At 69.0% G+C, this 18,613-nt stretch carries 18 protein-coding genes; 7 read left to right on the top strand and 11 right to left on the bottom strand.

The window, feature by feature from the left end:
• The first annotated feature begins 12 nt into the window (after nucleotides 1-12).
• Genes DL991_RS30280 through DL991_RS30270 form a run of 3 tightly spaced genes read left to right on the top strand, consistent with a single transcriptional unit; the run spans nucleotide 13 to nucleotide 2,413 of the window.
• A complete protein-coding gene (locus DL991_RS30280) occupies nucleotides 13-597 on the top strand; it encodes an NADPH-dependent FMN reductase (RefSeq protein ID WP_125787769.1) in 585 nt (194 codons plus the stop codon).
• Nucleotides 594-2,042 (top strand): DHA2 family efflux MFS transporter permease subunit, encoded by a 1,449-nt coding sequence (locus DL991_RS30275; protein WP_125787768.1) that lies wholly within the window; start codon nucleotides 594-596, stop codon nucleotides 2,040-2,042. The genes DL991_RS30280 and DL991_RS30275 overlap by 4 nt, the downstream gene beginning before the upstream one ends.
• Nucleotides 2,039-2,413, top strand: a complete 375-nt coding sequence (locus DL991_RS30270) for a MerR family transcriptional regulator (protein WP_125787767.1) — start codon at nucleotides 2,039-2,041, stop codon at nucleotides 2,411-2,413. The genes DL991_RS30275 and DL991_RS30270 overlap by 4 nt, the downstream gene beginning before the upstream one ends.
• On the opposite strand, the gene DL991_RS30265 is transcribed toward DL991_RS30270, so the two are convergent.
• The 7 genes from DL991_RS30265 to DL991_RS30235 form a co-directional block, all read right to left on the bottom strand.
• Nucleotides 2,403-2,885 carry a pyridoxamine 5'-phosphate oxidase family protein gene (locus DL991_RS30265; RefSeq protein WP_125787766.1) on the bottom strand — a complete coding sequence of 161 codons (483 nt, stop codon included), beginning with the start codon at nucleotides 2,883-2,885 and terminating at the stop codon, nucleotides 2,403-2,405. The genes DL991_RS30270 and DL991_RS30265 overlap by 11 nt on opposite strands.
• Nucleotides 2,886-3,371: 486 nt before the next feature.
• Nucleotides 3,372-4,691, bottom strand: coding sequence for an SPFH domain-containing protein (locus DL991_RS30260; protein ID WP_199754142.1), 1,320 nt, complete (start codon nucleotides 4,689-4,691; stop codon nucleotides 3,372-3,374).
• A gap of 58 nt (nucleotides 4,692-4,749) precedes the next feature.
• A complete protein-coding gene (locus tag DL991_RS30255; protein WP_125787764.1) occupies nucleotides 4,750-5,181 on the bottom strand; it encodes an NfeD family protein in 432 nt (143 codons plus the stop codon).
• A 95-nt stretch (nucleotides 5,182-5,276) separates the two neighbouring features.
• Nucleotides 5,277-6,092, bottom strand: a complete 816-nt coding sequence (locus DL991_RS30250) for a DUF3097 domain-containing protein (RefSeq protein WP_125787763.1) — start codon at nucleotides 6,090-6,092, stop codon at nucleotides 5,277-5,279.
• A 97-nt stretch (nucleotides 6,093-6,189) separates the two neighbouring features.
• Nucleotides 6,190-7,089: an aminoglycoside phosphotransferase family protein gene (locus DL991_RS30245; RefSeq protein ID WP_125787762.1), complete on the bottom strand. Its 900-nt coding sequence runs from the start codon at nucleotides 7,087-7,089 to the stop codon at nucleotides 6,190-6,192.
• Nucleotides 7,074-7,856 (bottom strand): SCO1664 family protein, encoded by a 783-nt coding sequence (locus DL991_RS30240; protein WP_125787761.1) that lies wholly within the window; start codon nucleotides 7,854-7,856, stop codon nucleotides 7,074-7,076. The genes DL991_RS30245 and DL991_RS30240 overlap by 16 nt, the downstream gene beginning before the upstream one ends.
• Nucleotides 7,857-7,860: 4 nt before the next feature.
• Entirely contained in the window at nucleotides 7,861-8,436 is a 576-nt protein-coding gene (locus tag DL991_RS30235; RefSeq protein WP_125678033.1) for a DUF3090 domain-containing protein, read from the bottom strand.
• Between the two features lie 121 nt (nucleotides 8,437-8,557).
• On the opposite strand from DL991_RS30235, the gene DL991_RS30230 reads away from it, so the two are divergent.
• Genes DL991_RS30230 through DL991_RS30215 form a run of 4 tightly spaced genes read left to right on the top strand, consistent with a single transcriptional unit; the run spans nucleotide 8,558 to nucleotide 12,487 of the window.
• Complete coding sequence (locus DL991_RS30230) at nucleotides 8,558-10,498, top strand: prolyl oligopeptidase family serine peptidase (RefSeq protein WP_125787760.1); 1,941 nt, start codon at nucleotides 8,558-8,560, stop codon at nucleotides 10,496-10,498.
• A complete protein-coding gene (locus tag DL991_RS30225) occupies nucleotides 10,495-11,382 on the top strand; it encodes an LD-carboxypeptidase (protein ID WP_125787759.1) in 888 nt (295 codons plus the stop codon). The genes DL991_RS30230 and DL991_RS30225 overlap by 4 nt, the downstream gene beginning before the upstream one ends.
• Before the next feature lie 48 nt (nucleotides 11,383-11,430).
• Nucleotides 11,431-12,057, top strand: a complete 627-nt coding sequence (locus tag DL991_RS30220) for a bifunctional 2-polyprenyl-6-hydroxyphenol methylase/3-demethylubiquinol 3-O-methyltransferase UbiG (RefSeq protein WP_125787758.1) — start codon at nucleotides 11,431-11,433, stop codon at nucleotides 12,055-12,057.
• 13 nt (nucleotides 12,058-12,070) lie between these two features.
• Nucleotides 12,071-12,487, top strand: a complete 417-nt coding sequence (locus tag DL991_RS30215; protein WP_125787757.1) for a TIGR03668 family PPOX class F420-dependent oxidoreductase — start codon at nucleotides 12,071-12,073, stop codon at nucleotides 12,485-12,487.
• An 895-nt stretch (nucleotides 12,488-13,382) separates the two neighbouring features.
• Here the strand turns inward: DL991_RS30215 and mptB are convergent.
• The 4 genes from mptB to DL991_RS30195 form a co-directional block, all read right to left on the bottom strand.
• Complete coding sequence (gene mptB, locus DL991_RS30210) at nucleotides 13,383-14,945, bottom strand: polyprenol phosphomannose-dependent alpha 1,6 mannosyltransferase MptB (RefSeq protein WP_125787756.1); 1,563 nt, start codon at nucleotides 14,943-14,945, stop codon at nucleotides 13,383-13,385.
• An 83-nt stretch (nucleotides 14,946-15,028) separates the two neighbouring features.
• Complete coding sequence (gene nikE / locus DL991_RS30205; RefSeq protein ID WP_125787755.1) at nucleotides 15,029-16,678, bottom strand: ABC transporter ATP-binding protein; 1,650 nt, start codon at nucleotides 16,676-16,678, stop codon at nucleotides 15,029-15,031.
• Nucleotides 16,675-17,580: an ABC transporter permease gene (locus tag DL991_RS30200; RefSeq protein WP_125787754.1), complete on the bottom strand. Its 906-nt coding sequence runs from the start codon at nucleotides 17,578-17,580 to the stop codon at nucleotides 16,675-16,677. The genes nikE and DL991_RS30200 overlap by 4 nt, the downstream gene beginning before the upstream one ends.
• Nucleotides 17,577-18,608: an ABC transporter permease gene (locus DL991_RS30195; protein WP_125787753.1), complete on the bottom strand. Its 1,032-nt coding sequence runs from the start codon at nucleotides 18,606-18,608 to the stop codon at nucleotides 17,577-17,579. The genes DL991_RS30200 and DL991_RS30195 overlap by 4 nt, the downstream gene beginning before the upstream one ends.
• Nucleotides 18,609-18,613: the final 5 nt, after the last annotated feature.

Raw genomic sequence — 18,613 nt, 5'->3', positions numbered from 1 at the left:
AGCGTCTTCGGCATGACCACGGAAAACACCACCCAGTCCCCCCTTCGCCTCGCCGTGATCATCGGCAGCGTCCGGCACGAACGATTCGCCGACGCCATCACGGGCTGGCTGCTGACCGAACTCGCCGCGATCGACGGACTGGAGGTCGACCCCATCGACCTCGCCGACATCGATCTGCCCTTGCAGGGAACACAACCCGGCGGCACCGAGACGGTGATCAGCGACAGGCTGCGCGCGGCCGACGCCTACCTCGTCGTCACCCCGGAGTACAACCACAGTTTCCCGGCGGCGCTGAAGAACGCGATCGACTGGCACTTCACCGAGTGGGCGTACAAACCCGTCGCGTTCGTCGGCTACGGCGCCGGTTCGGGCGGTATCCGCGCGATCGAGCAACTGCGGTTGATCTTCCCCGAACTGCGGGCCACCACGATCCGTGACGCGGTGCTGTTGAACGCGCCGTGGACCCGCCTGGGCCCGAACGGGTACGAGGGCACCGACGGCGAGCGCGGCGCGCTGGTCGCGACGATGACCGAACTGGGCTGGTGGGCCCGCACCCTGCGCGCCGGACGCGTCGCGGCTCAGGCGAGTGCGGCATGAACCGCCTGACCGGACAAGAACTGCGCATCGCCGCGGTGATCGCGCTCGGTGGGTTGATGGCCGTTCTCGACACCACGATCGTCGCCGTCGCGCTGCCGCGGTTCATGACGACCTTCTCCTCGTCCCTCACCACGATCCAGTGGATCGCGACCGCGTACGCACTCGGCATGGTCGCGGCGATGCCGCTGGCGGCGACCTTCGCGCAACGCTGGGGAGCGCGCCGGGTGTACCTGGTCGCACTGCTCGTGTTCGCGGCGGCGTCCGCGGCCGCCGGAGCCGCCGGCGATCTGCGCTGGCTGATCGCCGCACGGGCGGTGCAGGGCCTCGCCGGCGGCCTCATCAATCCGCTGGGGATGACCATCGGTTTCGGCGCGGTGGCCCCGGAACGCCGGAGCCGGATGACCACGATCACCGGTCTGCCCTTGCTGATCGGGCCGATCCTCGGCCCGATGCTCGGCGGGCTCCTGCTGGACAGCTTGTCGTGGCGGGCGCTGTTCTTCATCACCGTTCCGCCCGCTCTGCTCGGCGTCGTCGGCGTACTGCGCTGGGTCCCCGCCGACGCCCCGTCGGCGGAACGTGCTCCGATCGATTTCGCCGGCGGCCTGCTGCTCGTCCCCGGTGTGGTCGCGGTGGCGTACGGATTCAGCGAAGAGACGGTCGGCATGGACGTCCGGGTGGCGATCGTCGCCGCCGGACTGGTGCTCATGGCCGTGTTCCTCCGAAGGTCGTGGGGGCATCACGCGCCGCTGCTGAACGTCCGGCTCCTGCGCGACCGGACGTTCGGGCGCAACGCCGCGGTCCTCGTCCTGTACGCCGGGCCGTACTTCGGCTCGATGCTGTTGATGCCCGCCTACATTCAGGTGATGCGCGGCGATTCGGCCATGGTCAGCGCGCTGATGATGGTGCCGAGCACGATCGGGATGGGCCTCACCATCCAGTTCGCCGCCCGCGTACTGGAACGCTTCGGCCCGCGGATCGTCGTCGGAACCGGGCTGAGTCTCGCGATCATCTCGACCGCCCTGACCATCCTCGTCCTGACACCGGACACGCCTTACCCGGTGCTGGCGATCTTGGGAGTGCTCCAAGGGGCGGGCACCGGCGCGATCATGATGCCCACCATCGTGAGCGCGGGCCGGAACCTGCGCGGCCCGGACCTCGCGTCCGGTTCCGCGATCCTTCCCCTGTCCAGCACCATCGCGAGCGCGGTCGGCACGGCGGTGGTGAGCGCGGTGTTCACCGGGCTGATCGCGGCCGCCACCGCTGGGCAGGGTCTCGCCGCGCTGAGCGATCCGTCGGCGGGCTCGACGCTCACCGGGGAGGTCGTCGACGCGTATCGTCTGACACTCGTCGGTGTCCTCGCGGTCATGGTGCTCGCCCTGGTGGTCAGGCTGCGGACCAAGCCCGCTCCGGCAGCGGAACCCATCACGGTACGGAGCGCAGCATGACGACGCCGACACACTCACTGGCGGAAGCCCGGCTGACCGTCAGTGAGGTCGCGAGCAAGGCCGGGGTCTCGGCCAACGCCGTCCGCTACTACGAGCGCTACCGCGTGATCACCGCCGAACGCACCGCCGGCAACGCGCGTCGGTTCACGATCGACGCCATCTGCCGGATCCGGCTCGCGGTCGCCGCCCAGCGGGTCGGGCTCAGCCTCGCCGAAAGCGCGGAGATCCTGGCCGAGATCCCGCCGATGTCCTCCGACCTCGGGCAATGGTCACGCGCCGGCCGACGACTGGTCGACGCCGGGCAGGCCCGCATCGCCGAACTCGCCGCCGTGGTCGACGAGTACCGGACGCTCGATTTCATCAGGAGCTGAACGGTCCGTCGGCCGCGTTCGACCAGCGGAACACCGGGCGGTTCTCCAGATCGGGGTAGGCCACGGCCATACCCCGGTCAGGGGACATCGACCACAACCGCGCGTCAGGCGACGCGGCATGCTCCGCCCAGGACGGCGACCAGCCGGGAACGTAGCGCTCGTAGATGCGGCGGATCCGGCTCACGTCCTTGGCCTCCAGCCTCGCCGGCCCGGTCATCCGCACCTGACGGACATCGTCGGGCGGGGCGAAGGTCGCGACCATGACAGCGACTTCGCGATTGTCGCGAGCCGCGGCCAGGAACGGTGACGGCGGGCCGTCGGGCACCGGGGTGTGGAACCACAGCCTGCCCTCCTCGGCCACGAACCACATCATCGCCAGCGCCGGCTTCCCCCGGGAGGTGGTGGTGGCGACACTGGCAGGCAGGCGCGGCTCGTCGAGGAACCCCTGTATCGCGAAAACCGATGAGTCCATGGCGTCACCCTGCAACCTCGTCCGGGGTCGAGGTCCAGTGACACCCGGCCTTCGGCGTCCGGGGAACGAGTGTTCTTGCCCTCTTGAGTACATGAAGGACCCCTTCCTTGCGCCTGGCGCAGTGAAGGGGTCCTTCATGTACCTCGGCACGGTGTGAAGGTCGAGTTTCCTCGGCTGAGCCGAGGGAAGGGGGCCTTCACGCGCAGCCGCTGTGACCGCTGGTGCACGTGGCGATCACCGAGTCCCGGATCAACCGCAGCCGGAACCCCACGTAGATACCGAGGACACCCTTGACCCTAACCCTCACGACCGCCACTCACTTGACCAGCGGCTACATGACCTCGCCGGCCCCTCGGCGCAGGCGGGGAAACTCGACCTTCACACCGTGCCGGCAGTCCGTGAAGGCCCCCTTCACGGACTGCCGAAGCCCCTAAGGCAAACAAAGAGGGCCGCCCCGATCGGGGCGGCCCTCTTCCTTCACCTGACTCAGTGCTGTGGCGGACCGCCCTGCGGCCCACCGAACGGGCCCTGCTGCGGGAACGGGCCGCTGCCCGGCCCCTGCGACGGCGGGCCCTGGTACGGGCCGCCCTGCGGACCGGCAGGCGGCTGCGGCAACCGGGAGGGCGGCGGAACCTGAGGCTCCAGTGCGGCCTCCGGCTCGGGAGCGACCTGACGCGGAGCAGGCGGCTCCTGTCGCGGTGTCGCGACACCCAGCGCCGGAACTTCCTTGCGTGCCACGGCTTCCGCCGCCGCGACGGCCTCGGCGACCTTCGGGTCGCTGGAGGTGTCGAACCAGCCCTGGACCTCTTCGTCCTCCAGGTCCGGCTTCTCGACCGGTTCTTCCTTCGGCGGTTCGTAGCGGAACACGCCGTCGTCACCGGGGGCGCCGAGCGCGCGGGCGAAGCCTTCCAGGGCCTTGCCGTAGTCGCTCGGGATCATCCAGACCTTGTTCGCATCGCCCTGCGCCAGCTGCGGCAGGGTCTGCAGGTACTGGTACGCCAGGACCTCGGGCGTGGGACGCCCGGCCTTGATCGCCGCGAAGACCTTCTCGATGGCCTTCGCCTGACCCTGCGCCTGAAGGTACCGGGCGGCACGTTCACCCTGCGCCCGCAGGATCCGCGACTGCCGCTCGGCCTCCGCGCCAAGGATCGCGGCCTGCTTGGCACCTTCGGCCGCGAGGATCTGGCTCTGCTTCTGACCTTCCGCGGTCTTGATCGCCGATTCACGCTGACCTTCGGCGGTCAGGATCATCGCGCGCTTCTCACGGTCGGCACGCATCTGCTTCTCCATAGAGTCCTGGATGGAGGGCGGCGGGTCGATCGCCTTCAGCTCGACACGGGCGACGCGGATACCCCAGCGGCCGGTGGCCTCGTCGAGCACCCCGCGAAGCTGGCTGTTGATCGAGTCACGCGAGGTCAGCGTCTGCTCGAGGCTCATGCCGCCGACGACGTTACGCAGTGTCGTGGTGGTCAACTGCTCGACACCGACGATGTAGTTCGAGATCTCGTAGACCGCGGCGCGCGAGTCGGTCACCTGGAAGTACACGACCGTGTCGATCGACACGGTCAGGTTGTCCTCGGTGATCACGGGCTGGGGCGGGAACGAGACGACCTGCTCGCGGAGGTCGATCCGCGCCCGCACCTTGTCCAGGAAGGGCACCAGAAACGTCAGGCCGGGAGAAGCCACCGTCCGGAACCGGCCCAGCCGTTCGATCACAGCGGACTGCGCCTGCGGCACCACCATGATCGCCTTGACCACGACGACGACCACGAACAACGCGAGCAATCCGACGACGATGAACACCACTGTTTCTGACAACTACCTTCCCCTTACGTAGAAACCCTTTGCTGTTCGGCCGTCCGGCTCACAGCTCGGCGGAGACGACCGCCGTGGCGCCCGAGATCTCGACGACCGTCACCGATGTCCCTGGGGCGATCGGTTCCCCTTCGGTCATGGCCCGGGCCGACCAGACGTCACCCGCCAGCTTCACCTGCCCGGCTTCGACGTCCACTGTGGACACTACTACCGCTCGCGCGCCGATCAGCGCGTCGGTGTTGGTCTTGATGTCCGGTCCCGCGAGGAACCGGCGTTTGAGGGCGGGCCGGACGAGGGCGAGCATCCCGACCGAGGCGACGGCGAACACCGCGACGTCGATGAACGGGTTCCCGGTCAGTGCGGCGGAGCCCGCCCCGAACAGGGCTCCCGCACCGACCATGAGCAGGAACAGGTCACCCGAGAGCAGCTCGGCGATGATCAAGAGGATCCCGGCGATCAGCCAGATGAGAGCGCCTGTCATGCGTTCATGCTCCCAGATCGCGCCGATTCATACCGAGGAAGCGAAACCGACGTGACCGACGCGTAACCTTGAGTGACCTCGCGCGAACCGGTCATTCAGGACTCCTCGCCCGGGTCGGAGACGAAGTCGATGAGCCGCTCCACCGCTCCGATCAGCGGCGTTTCCAGATCCCGGTAGCTGCCGACCGCCGCCAGCACGCGCTGCCAGCCCTCCCACGGCTCGCCCCAGCCGAGCGCGTCGCAGACACCCTGTTTCCACTCCGTGCCACGCGGGATCTTCGGCCAGCCGCGAATGCCGACGACCGCGGGTTTCACGGCCTCCCAGATGTCGATGTACGGATGTCCGGTGATCAGCACGTTCTCGTCACGGATTCCGTCGACGATCCGGGATTCCTTGCTTCCCGCGACCAGATGGTCCACCAGCACACCGAGGCGCCTGCCGGTTCCGGTGCCGAATTCGTCGATGCGATCGGCGAGCACGTCCACACCATCGAGTGGTTCCACCACCACGCCCTCGACCCGCAGATCGTGTCCCCAGACCCGTTCGACGAGTTCGGCGTCGTGCTTGCCCTCCACCCAGATGCGCGAATCGCGGGCGACCCGGGCCTTGAGCCCTTGGACCTGGACCGACCCGGACGCGGAGATCCGCCTGGCCGGGGTCTTCGGGGCCGCCTTCGCGGGCACCAGCGTGACCGGTTTGCCTTCGAGCAGGAAACCCGCGGGATTCAGCGGGAACACGCGGTGCTTGCCGTGGCGGTCTTCGAGGACGACGTTGCCGTACTCGATCTTCACCACGGCACCGCAGTAGCCGCTGGCCGGGTCTTCGACCACGAGCCCGGGTTCGGCGGGCACCTCGGGGATCTTCCGCTTGCGCGGACCGGACAGCACGTCGTCGTACGAATGGGAGCGCACGGCGATCGACGCTATCGGGGCACGCGGTCGACGTCTCCCCGCCACGCCGGTCAGGCGGCCATCCGCCGCCCTGCCGACGTCGATCGCGGACTCAAGTTCACCGACAGAATGACAGCATCGCTTCGACGAACGGGGTCCGCTCACCCCGTTCGAGCGGGCGCATCACGAACAGCGGCGCGAGTGCGACGCACCACGCGCGCACTCGTCCGGCGTCGAATCCGGGAAGGTGCGGGGCGATCGCGTCGAAGCCGTCTTCGAGCGTGCCGCCTTCTTTCATCGGCAGCGTGACCCAGTCGGCCAGATCGAAGGACGGGTCGCCGACGCTCGGCCGCGGATCGATCGCGACCGCGCCCCGTCCGGGCCCGCCGTCGAGGACGTTGCCCGGATGCAGGTCGCCGTGCACGATCGCGGTCCCTCCCCCAACGGTCGCGAGAGCCAGCGCCCGCAGCCGGGCGCGATCGAGCGTCTCCAGCGACAACGTGGACTCGGCCACCGATCCGCGCAGCCCTCGCTCGGCGAGGCCGTACATGAAGGTGACCCGGTCTTCCAACGTCGAGAAGCCTGACGGCGGAGTCACCGCATGGATCTGGGTCAGCAGATCGCCGACCTCCGCCCACGGCACGTTCGCCCCCGCCTCCAGCAACTGCGTGCCGGGATCGATGCCCTCCAGCAGGATCGCCCCGTCGGCGAGTTCGGTGGCGAGCACCTGCACGACCCGCGAACAGCCGTCCCACGCGCGGAGCGCGGCGGCCTCGGACTCGGCGATCGCGTGATCCGGGGTGAGTTTGAGGACCTTCTTGGCGCCGTCTTCCCCGGCACAGATCAGGGTCCGGCCGGTGTTGCCGGGTTTCGCGTCGACGACGGCGAGCCCCCACCGCGCCGCCAGCCGCGCCACGAGCGCGGGCAGTTCGTCGCACCAGGTCGTGACGTCGTCACCGAACCGCTCGATCAGGCGTGCGCGGGCCTGATCGTCCAGCACCTTCAGAACAGCGGCCACGGAATGGCGCGCCAGTCGTCGCCGGGCTCCGGGAAGACACCCTCCGCCAGCAGCAGGTCGGTGCGCTCGGCCAGCGCGCGGATCTCGAAACCGGTGAGGTGCTCGCCGAGCGCGGCGCCGAGTTCGCCGTCCAGCCGCTCGCGCAGACCACGAAGCCTGCCCACCTCGGCCTCGCTCAGCCGCTCGCCGATCCAGCCCCAGAGCACCGTCCTCAGCTTCGGGTCGGTGTGCAGGCAGATGCCGTGGTCGACGCCGTAGATCCGGCCGTCGGCACCGGCGAGCACGTGCCCGCCCTTGCGGTCGGTGTTGTTGACCACGATGTCGAGCAGGGCGAGTTCCCGCATCCCCTGCCGGTCCGCGTGCGCGAGCACCGCGGGTTCACCGTCGCGATCGTGTGCGTGCAGCACGACGCGCCAGTCGTCCGGCAGATTGTCCGGGGAGCGGACGTCGACCAGTTCCTCGTCGGTGGTCTCGATCCACAGCTGCACCATGCCGGGCCCGAACGGCCCGTCGCGCAGCACCGTTGGCGGGATCGCGCCGAGCCCGGAGGCTTCGGCGACCATGGCCGTCGCGACCTCGCGACCGGCGAGCGTCCCGTCCGGGAAGTCCCACAACGGCCGCTCACCCGACACCGGTTTGTACACGACGTTGCCGGTCACGCCGTCGAGTTCGATCGTGCAGAAGAGCGTGACGTTGGAGGCGTCGACGAGCCTGCCTTCGACGTCGATCTTGCCGCGCGCCACCAGCTCCCGCGAAGTCTCCGTCACCCTGTCAGTCCTCGAGGACGTCGACGTCGCGCCGGTACCCGTTCTGACGCGGGCAGATGTGGCCCGCCGGATCGAGCGGCTCGGCGCACAGGGGGCACGGCTTGCGGCCGGCGTTGACCACCCGGTCGGCCCGCTCAGCGAAAGCGCGCGCCGCGCCAGGGCTCAGGAAGACACGGACGGCGTCCGGACCTTCTTCGGTGTCGTCCAGAACGACCGTTTCGTCCACCTCGCCTTCCGTCATCGCGAGCAGTTCGATGACGACGGCGCTGCTCTCCGCGTCCCAGCCGAGACCCATGGTGCCGACGCGGAACTCCTCCTCGACCGGAACCGTGAGGGGGTCGACGTCGAGGAGCTCGTCGGGCGCGTCGTCCGGTACGTCCGCGCCGAACCGGCTGGCGACCTCTTCCAGCAGCGATCCGAGCCTTTCGGCCAAGACCACGACCTGCTGTTTTTCGATCGTCACACTGATCGTGCGGACGTCCTCGGACGCCTGGAGGTAGAACGTGCGGTCGCCGGGCTCACCGACGGTTCCTGCGACGAACCGGTCGGGCTGGCGGAAGACGTGGATTACGCGAGACATGGCACCGTTGACCCTAGGCCACGGCCCCATGATCGGCATCCGCCGCCCCAAGGTTCAGCCAAGGGCGAAACCGCCGCGCCCCGGGCCGTCATCGGCAAAGGGACGAACCTAGTCTTCCCCTGTGGTTGAGATCGCCCCTTACGGCACCTGGACGTCTCCCCTGTCGGCCGCCGATGTCGCGGCCGCGGGAGTCAGCGCGCAATGGCTCGGAACGGCGGGAAACGAGGTGTGGTGGGCCGAAGCGAGAACCGGTGAGGGCGGCCGCGTGACCCTCGTGAGGTCCCGCGCCGACGGCACCGTCGAAGACGTCCTTCCCGCTCCGTGGAACGTCCGGAACCGGGTCCACGAGTACGGTGGCCGCCCCTGGCTCGTCCTCGGCGACGACCTGGTCTTCACCCACTGGGCCGATCAGCGCGTCTACCGCCGCGACCTGACCACCGGCGAGACGACCCCGCTCACTCCGGAACCGGCCACGCCGCACCAGATCCGCTACAGCGACCTGCGGCCCGGCCGGACCGGCGAAGTGTGGCTGGTGCGCGAACGCAGCACCGGCCCCCGGCGCGTGGACATCGCCCGCGACCTCGTCGCCGTTCCTCTCGCCGGCGGCCCGGAACGGGTGTTGACGGCCAGTCACCACTTCCTCACCGCGCCGCAGCTCTCCCCCGACGGCACGCGTGCGGCGTGGATCGGCTGGAACCATCCCGCGATGCCTTGGGACGGCACGGAACTGTGCGTCGCCGGACTCCGCGAGGACGGGACCTTCGGGCCCCACCGCGTCCTCGCCGGCGCGGCGGACGTCTCCGTCTGCCAGGTCGAATGGGAAACGGCGGACAGCCTGCTGGCGCTGCTCGACCCGGACGGCTGGTGGAACCTGCACCGCGTCGGACTCGACGGCGGCATCACGAACCTCGCACCGTCGGAGCAGGAGATCGGCGGTGCGCAGTGGAAACTCGGCGCGCGCTGGTTCACCCCGCTCGGGGACGGCAAGTTCGCCGTCATCGCCTCGGGCAAGCTCGCCGTCCTCGACGAGACGACGCGGCAAGTGACCCCTGTGGCGGCCGCCGCCGACCTCACCGCGTGGTCCACCAACGGTTTCGCGATCCACGAAGGCCGCGTGGTCGGCGTCGCGGCAGGGCCTGCCCGCGAAGGCGCCGTTGTGAAGGTCGATCTCGAAGCCGGGACGGTCACCGAACTCGCGTCGGCGCCAGAACCGCCGTCACCCGCCTACCTGTCGACGCCCGTGGAGCGGATCTTCAAAACCGAAGACGGCGACCAGATCCCCGCTTTCGTCTATCTGCCCGCGAACGCCGACTTCGCCGCGCCGGACGGCGAACGTCCGCCGTTGTTCGTGTACCCGCACGGCGGACCGACCGGCCGGGACAGCGCGGTGCTCGACTACGAGATCGCGTACTTCACCAGCCGCGGGATCGCCGTCGTCACGGTGAACTACGGCGGCTCGACCGGATACGGCCGCGCCTACCGCGAACGGCTGCGGGAACAGTGGGGCGTCGTCGACGTCGCGGACTGTGTCACCGTCGCCGAAGCCCTCGCCGCCGAAGGCACCGTCGACGGCGACAGGCTGGCCATCCGCGGCGGCAGCGCCGGCGGGTACACCTCCGCCGCCTCGCTGACCACCACGACGACCTACCGCGCGGGCACCGTGATGTACCCGATCCTCGACCTCGGCCAGTGGACCGGTGACGGCGGCGAGACGCACGACTTCGAGTCCCGCTACCTCGACGGGCTGGTCGGGCCGCTGCCGGAATGCGCACAGCGCTACCGGGACCGGTCGCCGATCAACAACGCGGGCACTCTCGCCGGCCCGTTGTTGTTCTTGCAGGGCCTGGAGGACGAGATCTGCCCGCCGGAGCAGGCGGATCGGTTCGTGGCCGGGCTGGCTGGGCGCGGCATCGAGCACGCCTACCTGAGGTTCGAGGGCGAGCAGCACGGTTTCCGGAAGGCGGAGACGATCGTGGCCGCACTCGAAGCGGAGTTGTCGTTCTACGGTCAGGTCTTCGGCTTCGAAACGCCCGGCGTGCCGACGCTCCGGCTGAGCCGATGAGGCCGTCGAAGACGCGGCCGGGCGACACGATCGCCTTGGTCGCCCCGGCAGGTCCGGTCCCGGCGGATCTGGTCGAGAAAGCGCTGCCGGTCCTCCGCGGCTGGGGCGTCGAAGTCCACGTCGGCGAGTGCGTCCGCGCGGCGTCCACCGGCTACCTGTCGGCATCCGACGAGGCACGGGCCGCCGAGTTCACCCGCGCCTGGCTGGACCCCGGGGTGACCTGCGTCCTCGCCGCCCGCGGCGGCTACGGCTCACAGCGGATGCTCGACCTCGTCGACTGGACGGCGCTGCGGGCGGCCGGGCCCAAGATGTTCGCCGGGTCGAGCGACGTGACGGCGCTGCACCTGGCCGTGAACGTCCACTTGGGACTGGAGACGCTGTTCTCGCCCATGCCCGCGACCACGCTGTTCGACGCGGTCGCCGCCGAACACCTGCGGCTTTCGTTGTTCGAGCCGGACTCCGTGCGGACGATCGCGTCGCCGACGTCGTCACCGCTGGTGCCGGGCACCGCGACCGGCACACTCGTCGGCGGCAACCTCGCCCTCCTGGTCTCAAGCCTCGGCGCTCCGGAACAAGGCTCGGCGCGCGACGCGCTCGTAGTGCTGGAAGACGTCACCGAGAGCCTCTACCGGATCGATCGGATGCTCACCCAGTTGCTCCGTTCCGGCTGGCTCGACGGCGTCCACGGCTTCGTGCTGGGTTCGTGGAAGTCCTGCGGCGAAGCCGAGGCGATCCGAGCCCTGATGCTCGACCGTCTCGGCCCCCTCGGCGTGCCCATGGCCTGGGAATTCGGCATCGGGCACGTCCCCGCGTCGCCGACCATCCCCCTCGGTGCACGGGCCACCCTCGACGCGGACGCGGGCACCCTCCAGGTTTTGCCATAACGGCAACGGAACTTGCGCGATTGGTCGAACCGGGGGCATCTTTCGGACATGGATTCCACACAACAGTTCTGGGAAGACTTCTATCGCGACAAAGAGCAGGTCTGGAGCGGTAAGGCGAACCCGATCCTGGTGAACGAGGTCGCCTCGCTCACCCCGGGCACGGCACTCGATCTCGGCTGCGGCGAAGGCGGCGACGCCATCTGGCTCGCGCAGCAGGGTTGGCGCGTCACCGCCGTCGACATCTCGGAGGTCGCGCTCGAACGTGCCGCCGGGCACGCGGCCGGGGCCGGCGTCGAAGGCATCGTCTGGGAACGTCACGACCTGGCGAAGTCGTTCCCGGAGGGGCGCTTCGACCTGGTTTCCGCGCAGTTCTTCCACTCCCCCGTCGAGGTGGACGGCGAGCGGGACAAGGCACTCCGCCGCGCCGCCGAGGCCGTCGCCCCGGGCGGCACCCTGGTGGTCGCCGGCCACGCGGGCTGGCCGACCTGGATGGAAGAGCCGCCGCACAAGGACGTCCACTTCCCGACGACGGCCGAGGTCCTCGAAACACTGGCGCTGGCCGACGGTGAATGGACCGTGGAGCGGCAAGATCTGATCACGCACGACTTCCCGGGACCGGAGGGACAGCACGGAACGCGTTCGGACAACGTGCTCCGCGTGCGACGCTCGGGCTAGGTACCGTCGCGACATGCGGATGACGCCTGCGGAAGCCCGGTCACGGTTCGAAGGCGAGCGGATAGCGAGGCTGGCGACGACGGGCTCGGACGGCGTGCCGCATCTGGTGCCGGTGACTTTCGTCGTCGAAGGCGACTCGGTCGCGTTCGCGATCGATCACAAACCGAAGAGCACCACGGCGTTGCGGCGGCTGAAGAACATCGCGGAGAACCCCGTGGTCAGCTTCCTGACCGACCACTACGCCGAGGACTGGACCGGACTGTGGTGGGCCCGGGCGGACGGTGTCGCCCGGGTACTGACCGATCCCGACGAGCAGGCGCTACCGGTGCGGCTGCTGCGGGAAAAGTATCCGCAGTACGAGGCGCAACCCGCTCCGCATGCCGTGGTGAGCACAGTGGTCTGCTCCTGGAGTGGATGGCGCGCTTCCTGAGCTTTCTTTTGGCGTTGTTGCCGCCCGGCGGCAACAACGCCACCGCCGTGCTGTATAGGTCGTTATACACTTTGGTGGCCTGGTCAAGTCCATGAAGGACTCCTTGAGGGACTCTGGGTCCGTGAAGGGGCCCTTCACGGACCGCTTGCTCGCCTCAGAAGTCACACCCGTCACATCTTGATCGCGTGAAGGCCCCCTTCATGCGGCTCAGCCGAGGAAACTCGCCCTTCTCGACCGCGCCATTCCCCACCCTGGAAGGCAGGGGCCCGGCAAGTCGCATAGCCTCTGGTCAAGCAGGTCTTGGAGCGGCGGAGGCGGGGTCGCCACAGCGGCCTGATACCTCCTCGACTGTCCACAGGGGACAGCTCCGGGGGTGACAGTGCCTCATCCGGGTGTTCCGCGACGGGGTCGCGAGTGGCGATTCGGGTTAGGGCGGACCTGTATTTGCCTACCTACGCTGGACCAGGCCGAGAGGGTTGACGATGTAGGTATTGGGACGTTGAGTGTCCCGATTCCTACATCGTCACGACGTCGTGCCGGCCCCGGATCTTGATCAACGGAGGATGGGGACACTCAACGTCCCCTAATCCTCCACGCCCGGCCCTTGCCGTAACACCGGCACCAGTGGGTAGGCAAATACCGGTCCGCCAGAACCGTCCTTGCCACTCACGACCCTGTCGAAAACCGAACATATAAGCATCAAGTGGACATTCCGCCGCCGACGAGTGTCCTTTGTGGACAATCAGGCTCACCCCTTGAGCAAGCCGAACCGCCACTCAAGCTCTGCCCCTTCGGACAGTCGACGATATCCGGTCGAATCACCAATAACGCCACCGACCAGCGGATATTCGACTTTGCCGGGACCTGACTCTGAAGGCAGGGGCCCAGTCGAAAATCAGGAGGAGCGAGGGGCCTCGGCGGGCAGGAACTGCTCCACCGGCCTCCCCCGCCAAGCCGAGATGATCCCCAGCGGATCAGGCCGCAGCAGCGACGCGGCCGCGTACACGCTCGCCGCGACGACGCCCGCCATGAACCACCAGTCGTACAGCGCCTGCTCCCCTGTCGGGTAGTAGACCAGCGTCACGAACACCGACACCGCGACGACGACCGCGAGGTTCCGGCGACGCCATTCGAACGCGGACAGGACCACGAAACCCCAGGTCAGGTACCACGGCAGTGAGGGCGGCGGGACGATCGCGCCGGCCAGCAGGACGATCGCCATCCGGTGGATCGCCGGGTTGCCGCCGTCGCGGGCGAGCCACCATTGGCGGCCGGCGAAGACGAACAGGCCGACCATCGCGATCGCCCGGAACACAGTGACGAACGGCGAGACCTCGACGTCGATCACCAGGTTCACCAGCGAGTAGAAGATCTCGCCGATCCCGGTCGGGAAGTTCATCCAGTTCGCGATCAGCGTCGGCGCCTTGAGGCCGGTCAGCCAGCCGAGGTTGACCGAACCGAGCGACAGCCAGGTACCCGCGACGAACACCGGCAGGAAGATCCCGACCGACGCGGCGCCCGCACGGAAGAAGTTGACCACCTTCCGGTCGCCGGGCAGGTGGTTCGCCCACACCCAGACCAGGAACGGCAGCGCCCACGCCGCGGTGGGTTTGATCAGCATGCCGACGGTGACCAGGACGATCGCGACGACGTGTTTGCGCTCCAGCGCGGCCAGCACACCGACGGTGAGGAAGCCCAGCATCAGCAGGTCGTTGTGCGGGCCGCCGACGAGGTGGATGACCGTCATCGGGCTGGCGATGGCGAGCCACAGGGTGATCGGCAGCTTGCCGCCGAGGTGTTTGACCAGCCGCGGCAGCGACCACAGCATCCCGACCAGGCCGAGCATCAGGACCAGGCGGGTCACGATGACGCCGGCGATCATGTCGTTGCCGGTGACCGAGACGATCCCCTTGGCGACCAGCAGGAACAGCGGACCGTACGGCGCGGGCGTGGTCTGCCACAGCGGGTGCACGTTCTGCACGACGTCCGGCAGCACGGTCAGCTCGGCGGGTCCGTTGGCGTACGGGTCGAGCCCATGCAGGAGCTGAGCGCCCTGCGCGAGGTAGGAGAAGACGTCGCGGGTGAACAGCGGCGGCGAGACCAGCAGAGGCGCCATCCAGCAGGCGGAGGCGATCACGATCGGACGGCTGCCGATCCGTCCGGCGAGCGCGTAGCGGCCCAGCCGGACCCATGCCCAGATGATCAGCCCGAAGCCCGTGTAGAGCATCGCGTTGGCGAGGATGCGGCCGTGGCCGTAGCGGATCCACGACAACGGTCCGTGCCCGAGGATCGGGTCACGGATGAGGATGCCGCCGGCGCCGAGCGCCGCCAGCATCAGCAGCGTGCTGCCTATGGTTCCCATCGCGATGGTGCGGTACGGGAACCGGGAAGGCACCCGGAGCCGCTCGCCGAGGGAACCGGCCGAGGGCGTCTGCGGGGGTTCTGTCGTGGTCGCCATTTCGAGATTGGAGGTTACACACCGCGCCTGTGCGTGTGCGCGGCAATGGGTGTTTCCCGCGTCGGACACGGGAATCCCCTCGCTCAGCGGTCGGCCGCCGCACGCTGGGCGGTGCCACCGGGCAACGCCGCGAGCAGCGACTTCGTGTAGTCGTGTTTCGGGTCCAGCAGGACCTCTTCCACGGTACCGACCTCCACCAGTTCCCCGCGATACATCACCGCGACCCGGTCGGCGATGTTCCAGGCCAGTCCGAGGTCGTGGGTGATCACGAGCCCGGCGAGACCCAGCTCACGTCGCAGGCGCAGCAACAGCGCGAGGATCTCCCCTCGCACCGAAGCGTCGAGTGAGGCCACCGGTTCGTCGGCGACGATCACGCCTGGGTCCAGCGCGAGCGCGCCCGCGATGACGACCCGCTGCCGCTGCCCGCCGGACAGCTCGTGCGGGAGCCGGTCGAGGAACTTCTCCGCGGGCCGCAGTTCGGCCGCTTCGAGGGCCTTGATGACGAGCTCGTGCTCGTTCGCGGCCATTCCGTGGATGCGGGGGCCTTCCGCGACGGCCTCGTACACCGTGTGGTTCGGGTTCAGCGCGCTCGTCGGGTCCTGCAGCACGAGCTGGACCTGCCGCCGGTACGCCTTGAGCCCGGCGCCGCCGAGCGGGACCGGTTTCCCGGCGTACCGCACCGCACCGGAGTCGGGTTTCTGCAGCCCGAGCAGCGTCCTGGCCAGTGTCGTCTTGCCAGAGCCGGACTGGCCGACGAGCGCGACGATCTCGTCCTTCCGCACCTGGAGGCTCACGCCGGCGACGGCGTGGATGCGCTTGCCGGTGCGGTCGCGGAAGCTGACGCGCAGGTCCTCGGCCTCCAGCAGCGCGGGCTGGTCACCGGTGCGTTCCGGTTCCGGTGGCAACGGCGTGCTGGTGGCGGGCGCGAACCGCGACACCGGGTCGCCGACGGTCGGGAACGCGGCCGCCAGCGCCTGGCTGTGCTCGTGCCGCGGCGCGCTCATCAGCTCCGCGCTCGGCCGTTCCTCGACGATCTCGCCGTCGTACATCACCGCGATCCGGCGGCAGGTCGCGGCGAGCACCGACAGGTCGTGGCTGATCATGATCAGCCCGATCCCCTGTTCGGCGACCAGCCTGCCCAGCAGGTCGAGCACCTGCGCCTGGACGACGACGTCCAGCGCGGTGGTCGGCTCGTCCGCGATGATCAGTCGCGGTGAGCAGGCCAGCGCCATCGCGATCATGACGCGCTGTTTCTGGCCGCCGGACAGCTCGTGCGGGTACGCCCCGGCGCGGCCGGGCGGCAGGTCGACCTGTTCGAGCAGTTCCTTGACCTTGGCCTGGATCTCACCGTCCGACAGCGCCTTGCCGCCGGGCGGGTGCAGGCGGATCGGCTCGGCGATCTGTTCGCCGATCCGGCGGACCGGGTTGAGCGCGTGCATCGCGCCCTGGAACACGACCGAGGCCTCGGCCCAGCGCACCGCGCGCAGCCTGCCCCACTTCATGGCCGTGACGTCTTCGCCGTCCAGCAGGATCTCTCCGCTGACCTTGGCCGACCGCGGGAGCAGCCGCAGGACGCTCATCGCGACGGTCGACTTTCCCGACCCCGACTCCCCCGCGACCCCGAGGGTGTCACCGGGTTCGAGCACGAGGCTGACACCGCGTACGGCGGCAACCTCACCGCTGCCGGTGGCGTAGGTGACGCCGAGGTTCTTCAGTTCCAGCAAGGGGCTCATGAGTGCTGTCCCTTCAGGCGCGGGTTCAGCACGGTCTCCAGCGCGCGTCCGACGAGGGTGAAGGCGAGAACGACCACGACGATCGCGATACCCGGCGGCAGCAGGTTCCACCAGGCGCCCTTGCTGATCGCGCCGTTGTTCAAGGCGGTCTGCAGCATGGCTCCCCAAGAGACTGTGTTCGGGTTGCCGACGCCGAGGAACGCCAGCGTCGCGTCCGCGATGACCGCGTTGCCCACGACGAGCGTGGTGTTGGCCAGCACGAGCGGCATGACGCCGGGAAGGACGTGCTTGCCGACGATGTGCAGGTGACCGCCGCCGAGTGCTTTCGCACGTTCGATGTACGGGCGGCCCTCGATCGTGAGGGTCTGCGCGCGGACCAGGCGCGCTGTGCTTGGCCAGGCGGTGACGCCGATGGCGATGATCACCGTCATCGTGCCCTGATCCAGCACCGAGGCGAGCGCCACGGCGAGGACGAGCGACGGCAGCACCAGGAAGAAGTCCGTGAACCGCAGCAACAGCCCGGAAAGCCAGCCACCGAAATGCGCGGCCGCGATCCCGATGAGGGTGCCGATCAGCACCGAGAGGAACGCCGCCGAGAAGCCGGTGAGCAGCGAGATCCGCGCGCCCCAGAACGTCATCAGCAGCACCGAGCGGCCGTCGATGTCGGTGCCCAGCCAGAACTCGCCGCTGGGCGGTTCCAGCGAAGTGCCTTCGGCCTTGGTGACGTCGAGGCCGGATTCGTCCGAAATCACCGGGGCGAGGATGGCCAGCAGCGTGATGAGGCCGAGGAAGGCCAGTCCGAAGACGCCCGCCTTGTTCGTCGTGAACTCGTGCCAGCGCTTCGCCACCGACTCACGGCGGCGGCGCCAGACGATCGAACCGGGTTTTTCCGCTGTGGTCATGCCGTCCGCACCCTGGGGTCGAGCACGCGGTAGAGCAACTCCGCGAGCAGGTTCATCAGCACCACCGCACCCGCGAGGGTCACGAAAACTCCTTGCAGGACAGGCAGATCAGGCCCGCGGAGCGCTTCGTAGAGCAGCTGCCCGAGCCCCGGCCAGCTGAACACGGCCTCCACCGAGACCGCACCCGAGACGACCATCCCGAACTGCATGAAGACCAGCGTCACCGTCGGAAGCAGGGCGTTGGGCACGGCGTGCCGCTTGCGGACGAGGTCGTCGCGCAGCCCCTTGGCCCGCGCGGTGGTGAGGTAGTCCGAATTCATCTCGCCGATCAGGGACGACCGCATGACCAGCATGTACTGCGCGTAGAACACCACCAGCAGGGTCACGCACGGCAGCACCAGATGGTGGAGTACGTCGAGCCCTTCGCTGAAGAAGCCCGGCGCGACGTCCGGGGAATGCATGCCACGGCTCGGAAAGAGACCGTTGCTGGCCACCAGCAACATGAGCCCGAGCCAGAACTGCGGTACCGACCACAGCGTCAGCGCGAGTCCTGTTTGGACCTTGTCGAACCTGCTCCCCCGGCGCCAGCCCGCGCGGATGCCGAGCCACAGGCCGAGCATCACCGCGAGCACGGTCGCGCTGCCGACGAGCAGGATCGTCGGCCACAACCGCTCGCCGACCATGTCGAAGACCGGGCGCCGCTGCAGGTACGACACCCCCATGTCGCCCTGGAGCAGGCCGACGACGTAGTCCCAGAACTGTTGCAGCAGGGGCTTGTCCACGCCCATCTGCTCGCGCAGCTCGGCCATCATCTTCGGGTCGGTCGGCCGGTCGCGGACCATGAACCGCACGGGATCGCCGGGCAGTGTCCGGAACAGGAAGAACCCCAGCACGACGACGAGCGCGAGGCTCGCCAGCGCGCCGCCGATCTTGGAGAGCACGAACCGGGCGGTGCCGGTCCCGCCCCGGCGCTCGTCGGGATCGACGAGCGCCGGGGTCTGGTCGAGGGAACTGAGTGCTTCGGTCAACGAGT

The organism is Amycolatopsis sp. WAC 01375 (genome assembly GCF_003947325.1).
GTDB lineage: Bacteria > Actinomycetota > Actinomycetes > Mycobacteriales > Pseudonocardiaceae > Amycolatopsis.
This window is presented reverse-complemented; position numbering and strand designations above follow the sequence as displayed.

Coding starts and splice junctions, on each gene's coding strand:
- DL991_RS30270 (WP_125787767.1), top strand. CDS start 2,039: ATGACGACGCCGACACACTCACTGGCGGAAGCCCGGCTGACCGTCAGT.
- DL991_RS30220 (WP_125787758.1), top strand. CDS start 11,431: ATGGATTCCACACAACAGTTCTGGGAAGACTTCTATCGCGACAAAGAG.
- nikE (WP_125787755.1), bottom strand. CDS start 16,678: ATGAGCCCCTTGCTGGAACTGAAGAACCTCGGCGTCACCTACGCCACC.
- DL991_RS30225 (WP_125787759.1), top strand. CDS start 10,495: ATGAGGCCGTCGAAGACGCGGCCGGGCGACACGATCGCCTTGGTCGCC.
- DL991_RS30200 (WP_125787754.1), bottom strand. CDS start 17,580: ATGACCACAGCGGAAAAACCCGGTTCGATCGTCTGGCGCCGCCGCCGT.
- DL991_RS30265 (WP_125787766.1), bottom strand. CDS start 2,885: ATGGACTCATCGGTTTTCGCGATACAGGGGTTCCTCGACGAGCCGCGC.
- DL991_RS30280 (WP_125787769.1), top strand. CDS start 13: ATGACCACGGAAAACACCACCCAGTCCCCCCTTCGCCTCGCCGTGATC.
- DL991_RS30275 (WP_125787768.1), top strand. CDS start 594: ATGAACCGCCTGACCGGACAAGAACTGCGCATCGCCGCGGTGATCGCG.
- mptB (WP_125787756.1), bottom strand. CDS start 14,945: ATGGCGACCACGACAGAACCCCCGCAGACGCCCTCGGCCGGTTCCCTC.
- DL991_RS30215 (WP_125787757.1), top strand. CDS start 12,071: ATGCGGATGACGCCTGCGGAAGCCCGGTCACGGTTCGAAGGCGAGCGG.
- DL991_RS30235 (WP_125678033.1), bottom strand. CDS start 8,436: ATGTCTCGCGTAATCCACGTCTTCCGCCAGCCCGACCGGTTCGTCGCA.
- DL991_RS30255 (WP_125787764.1), bottom strand. CDS start 5,181: ATGACAGGCGCTCTCATCTGGCTGATCGCCGGGATCCTCTTGATCATC.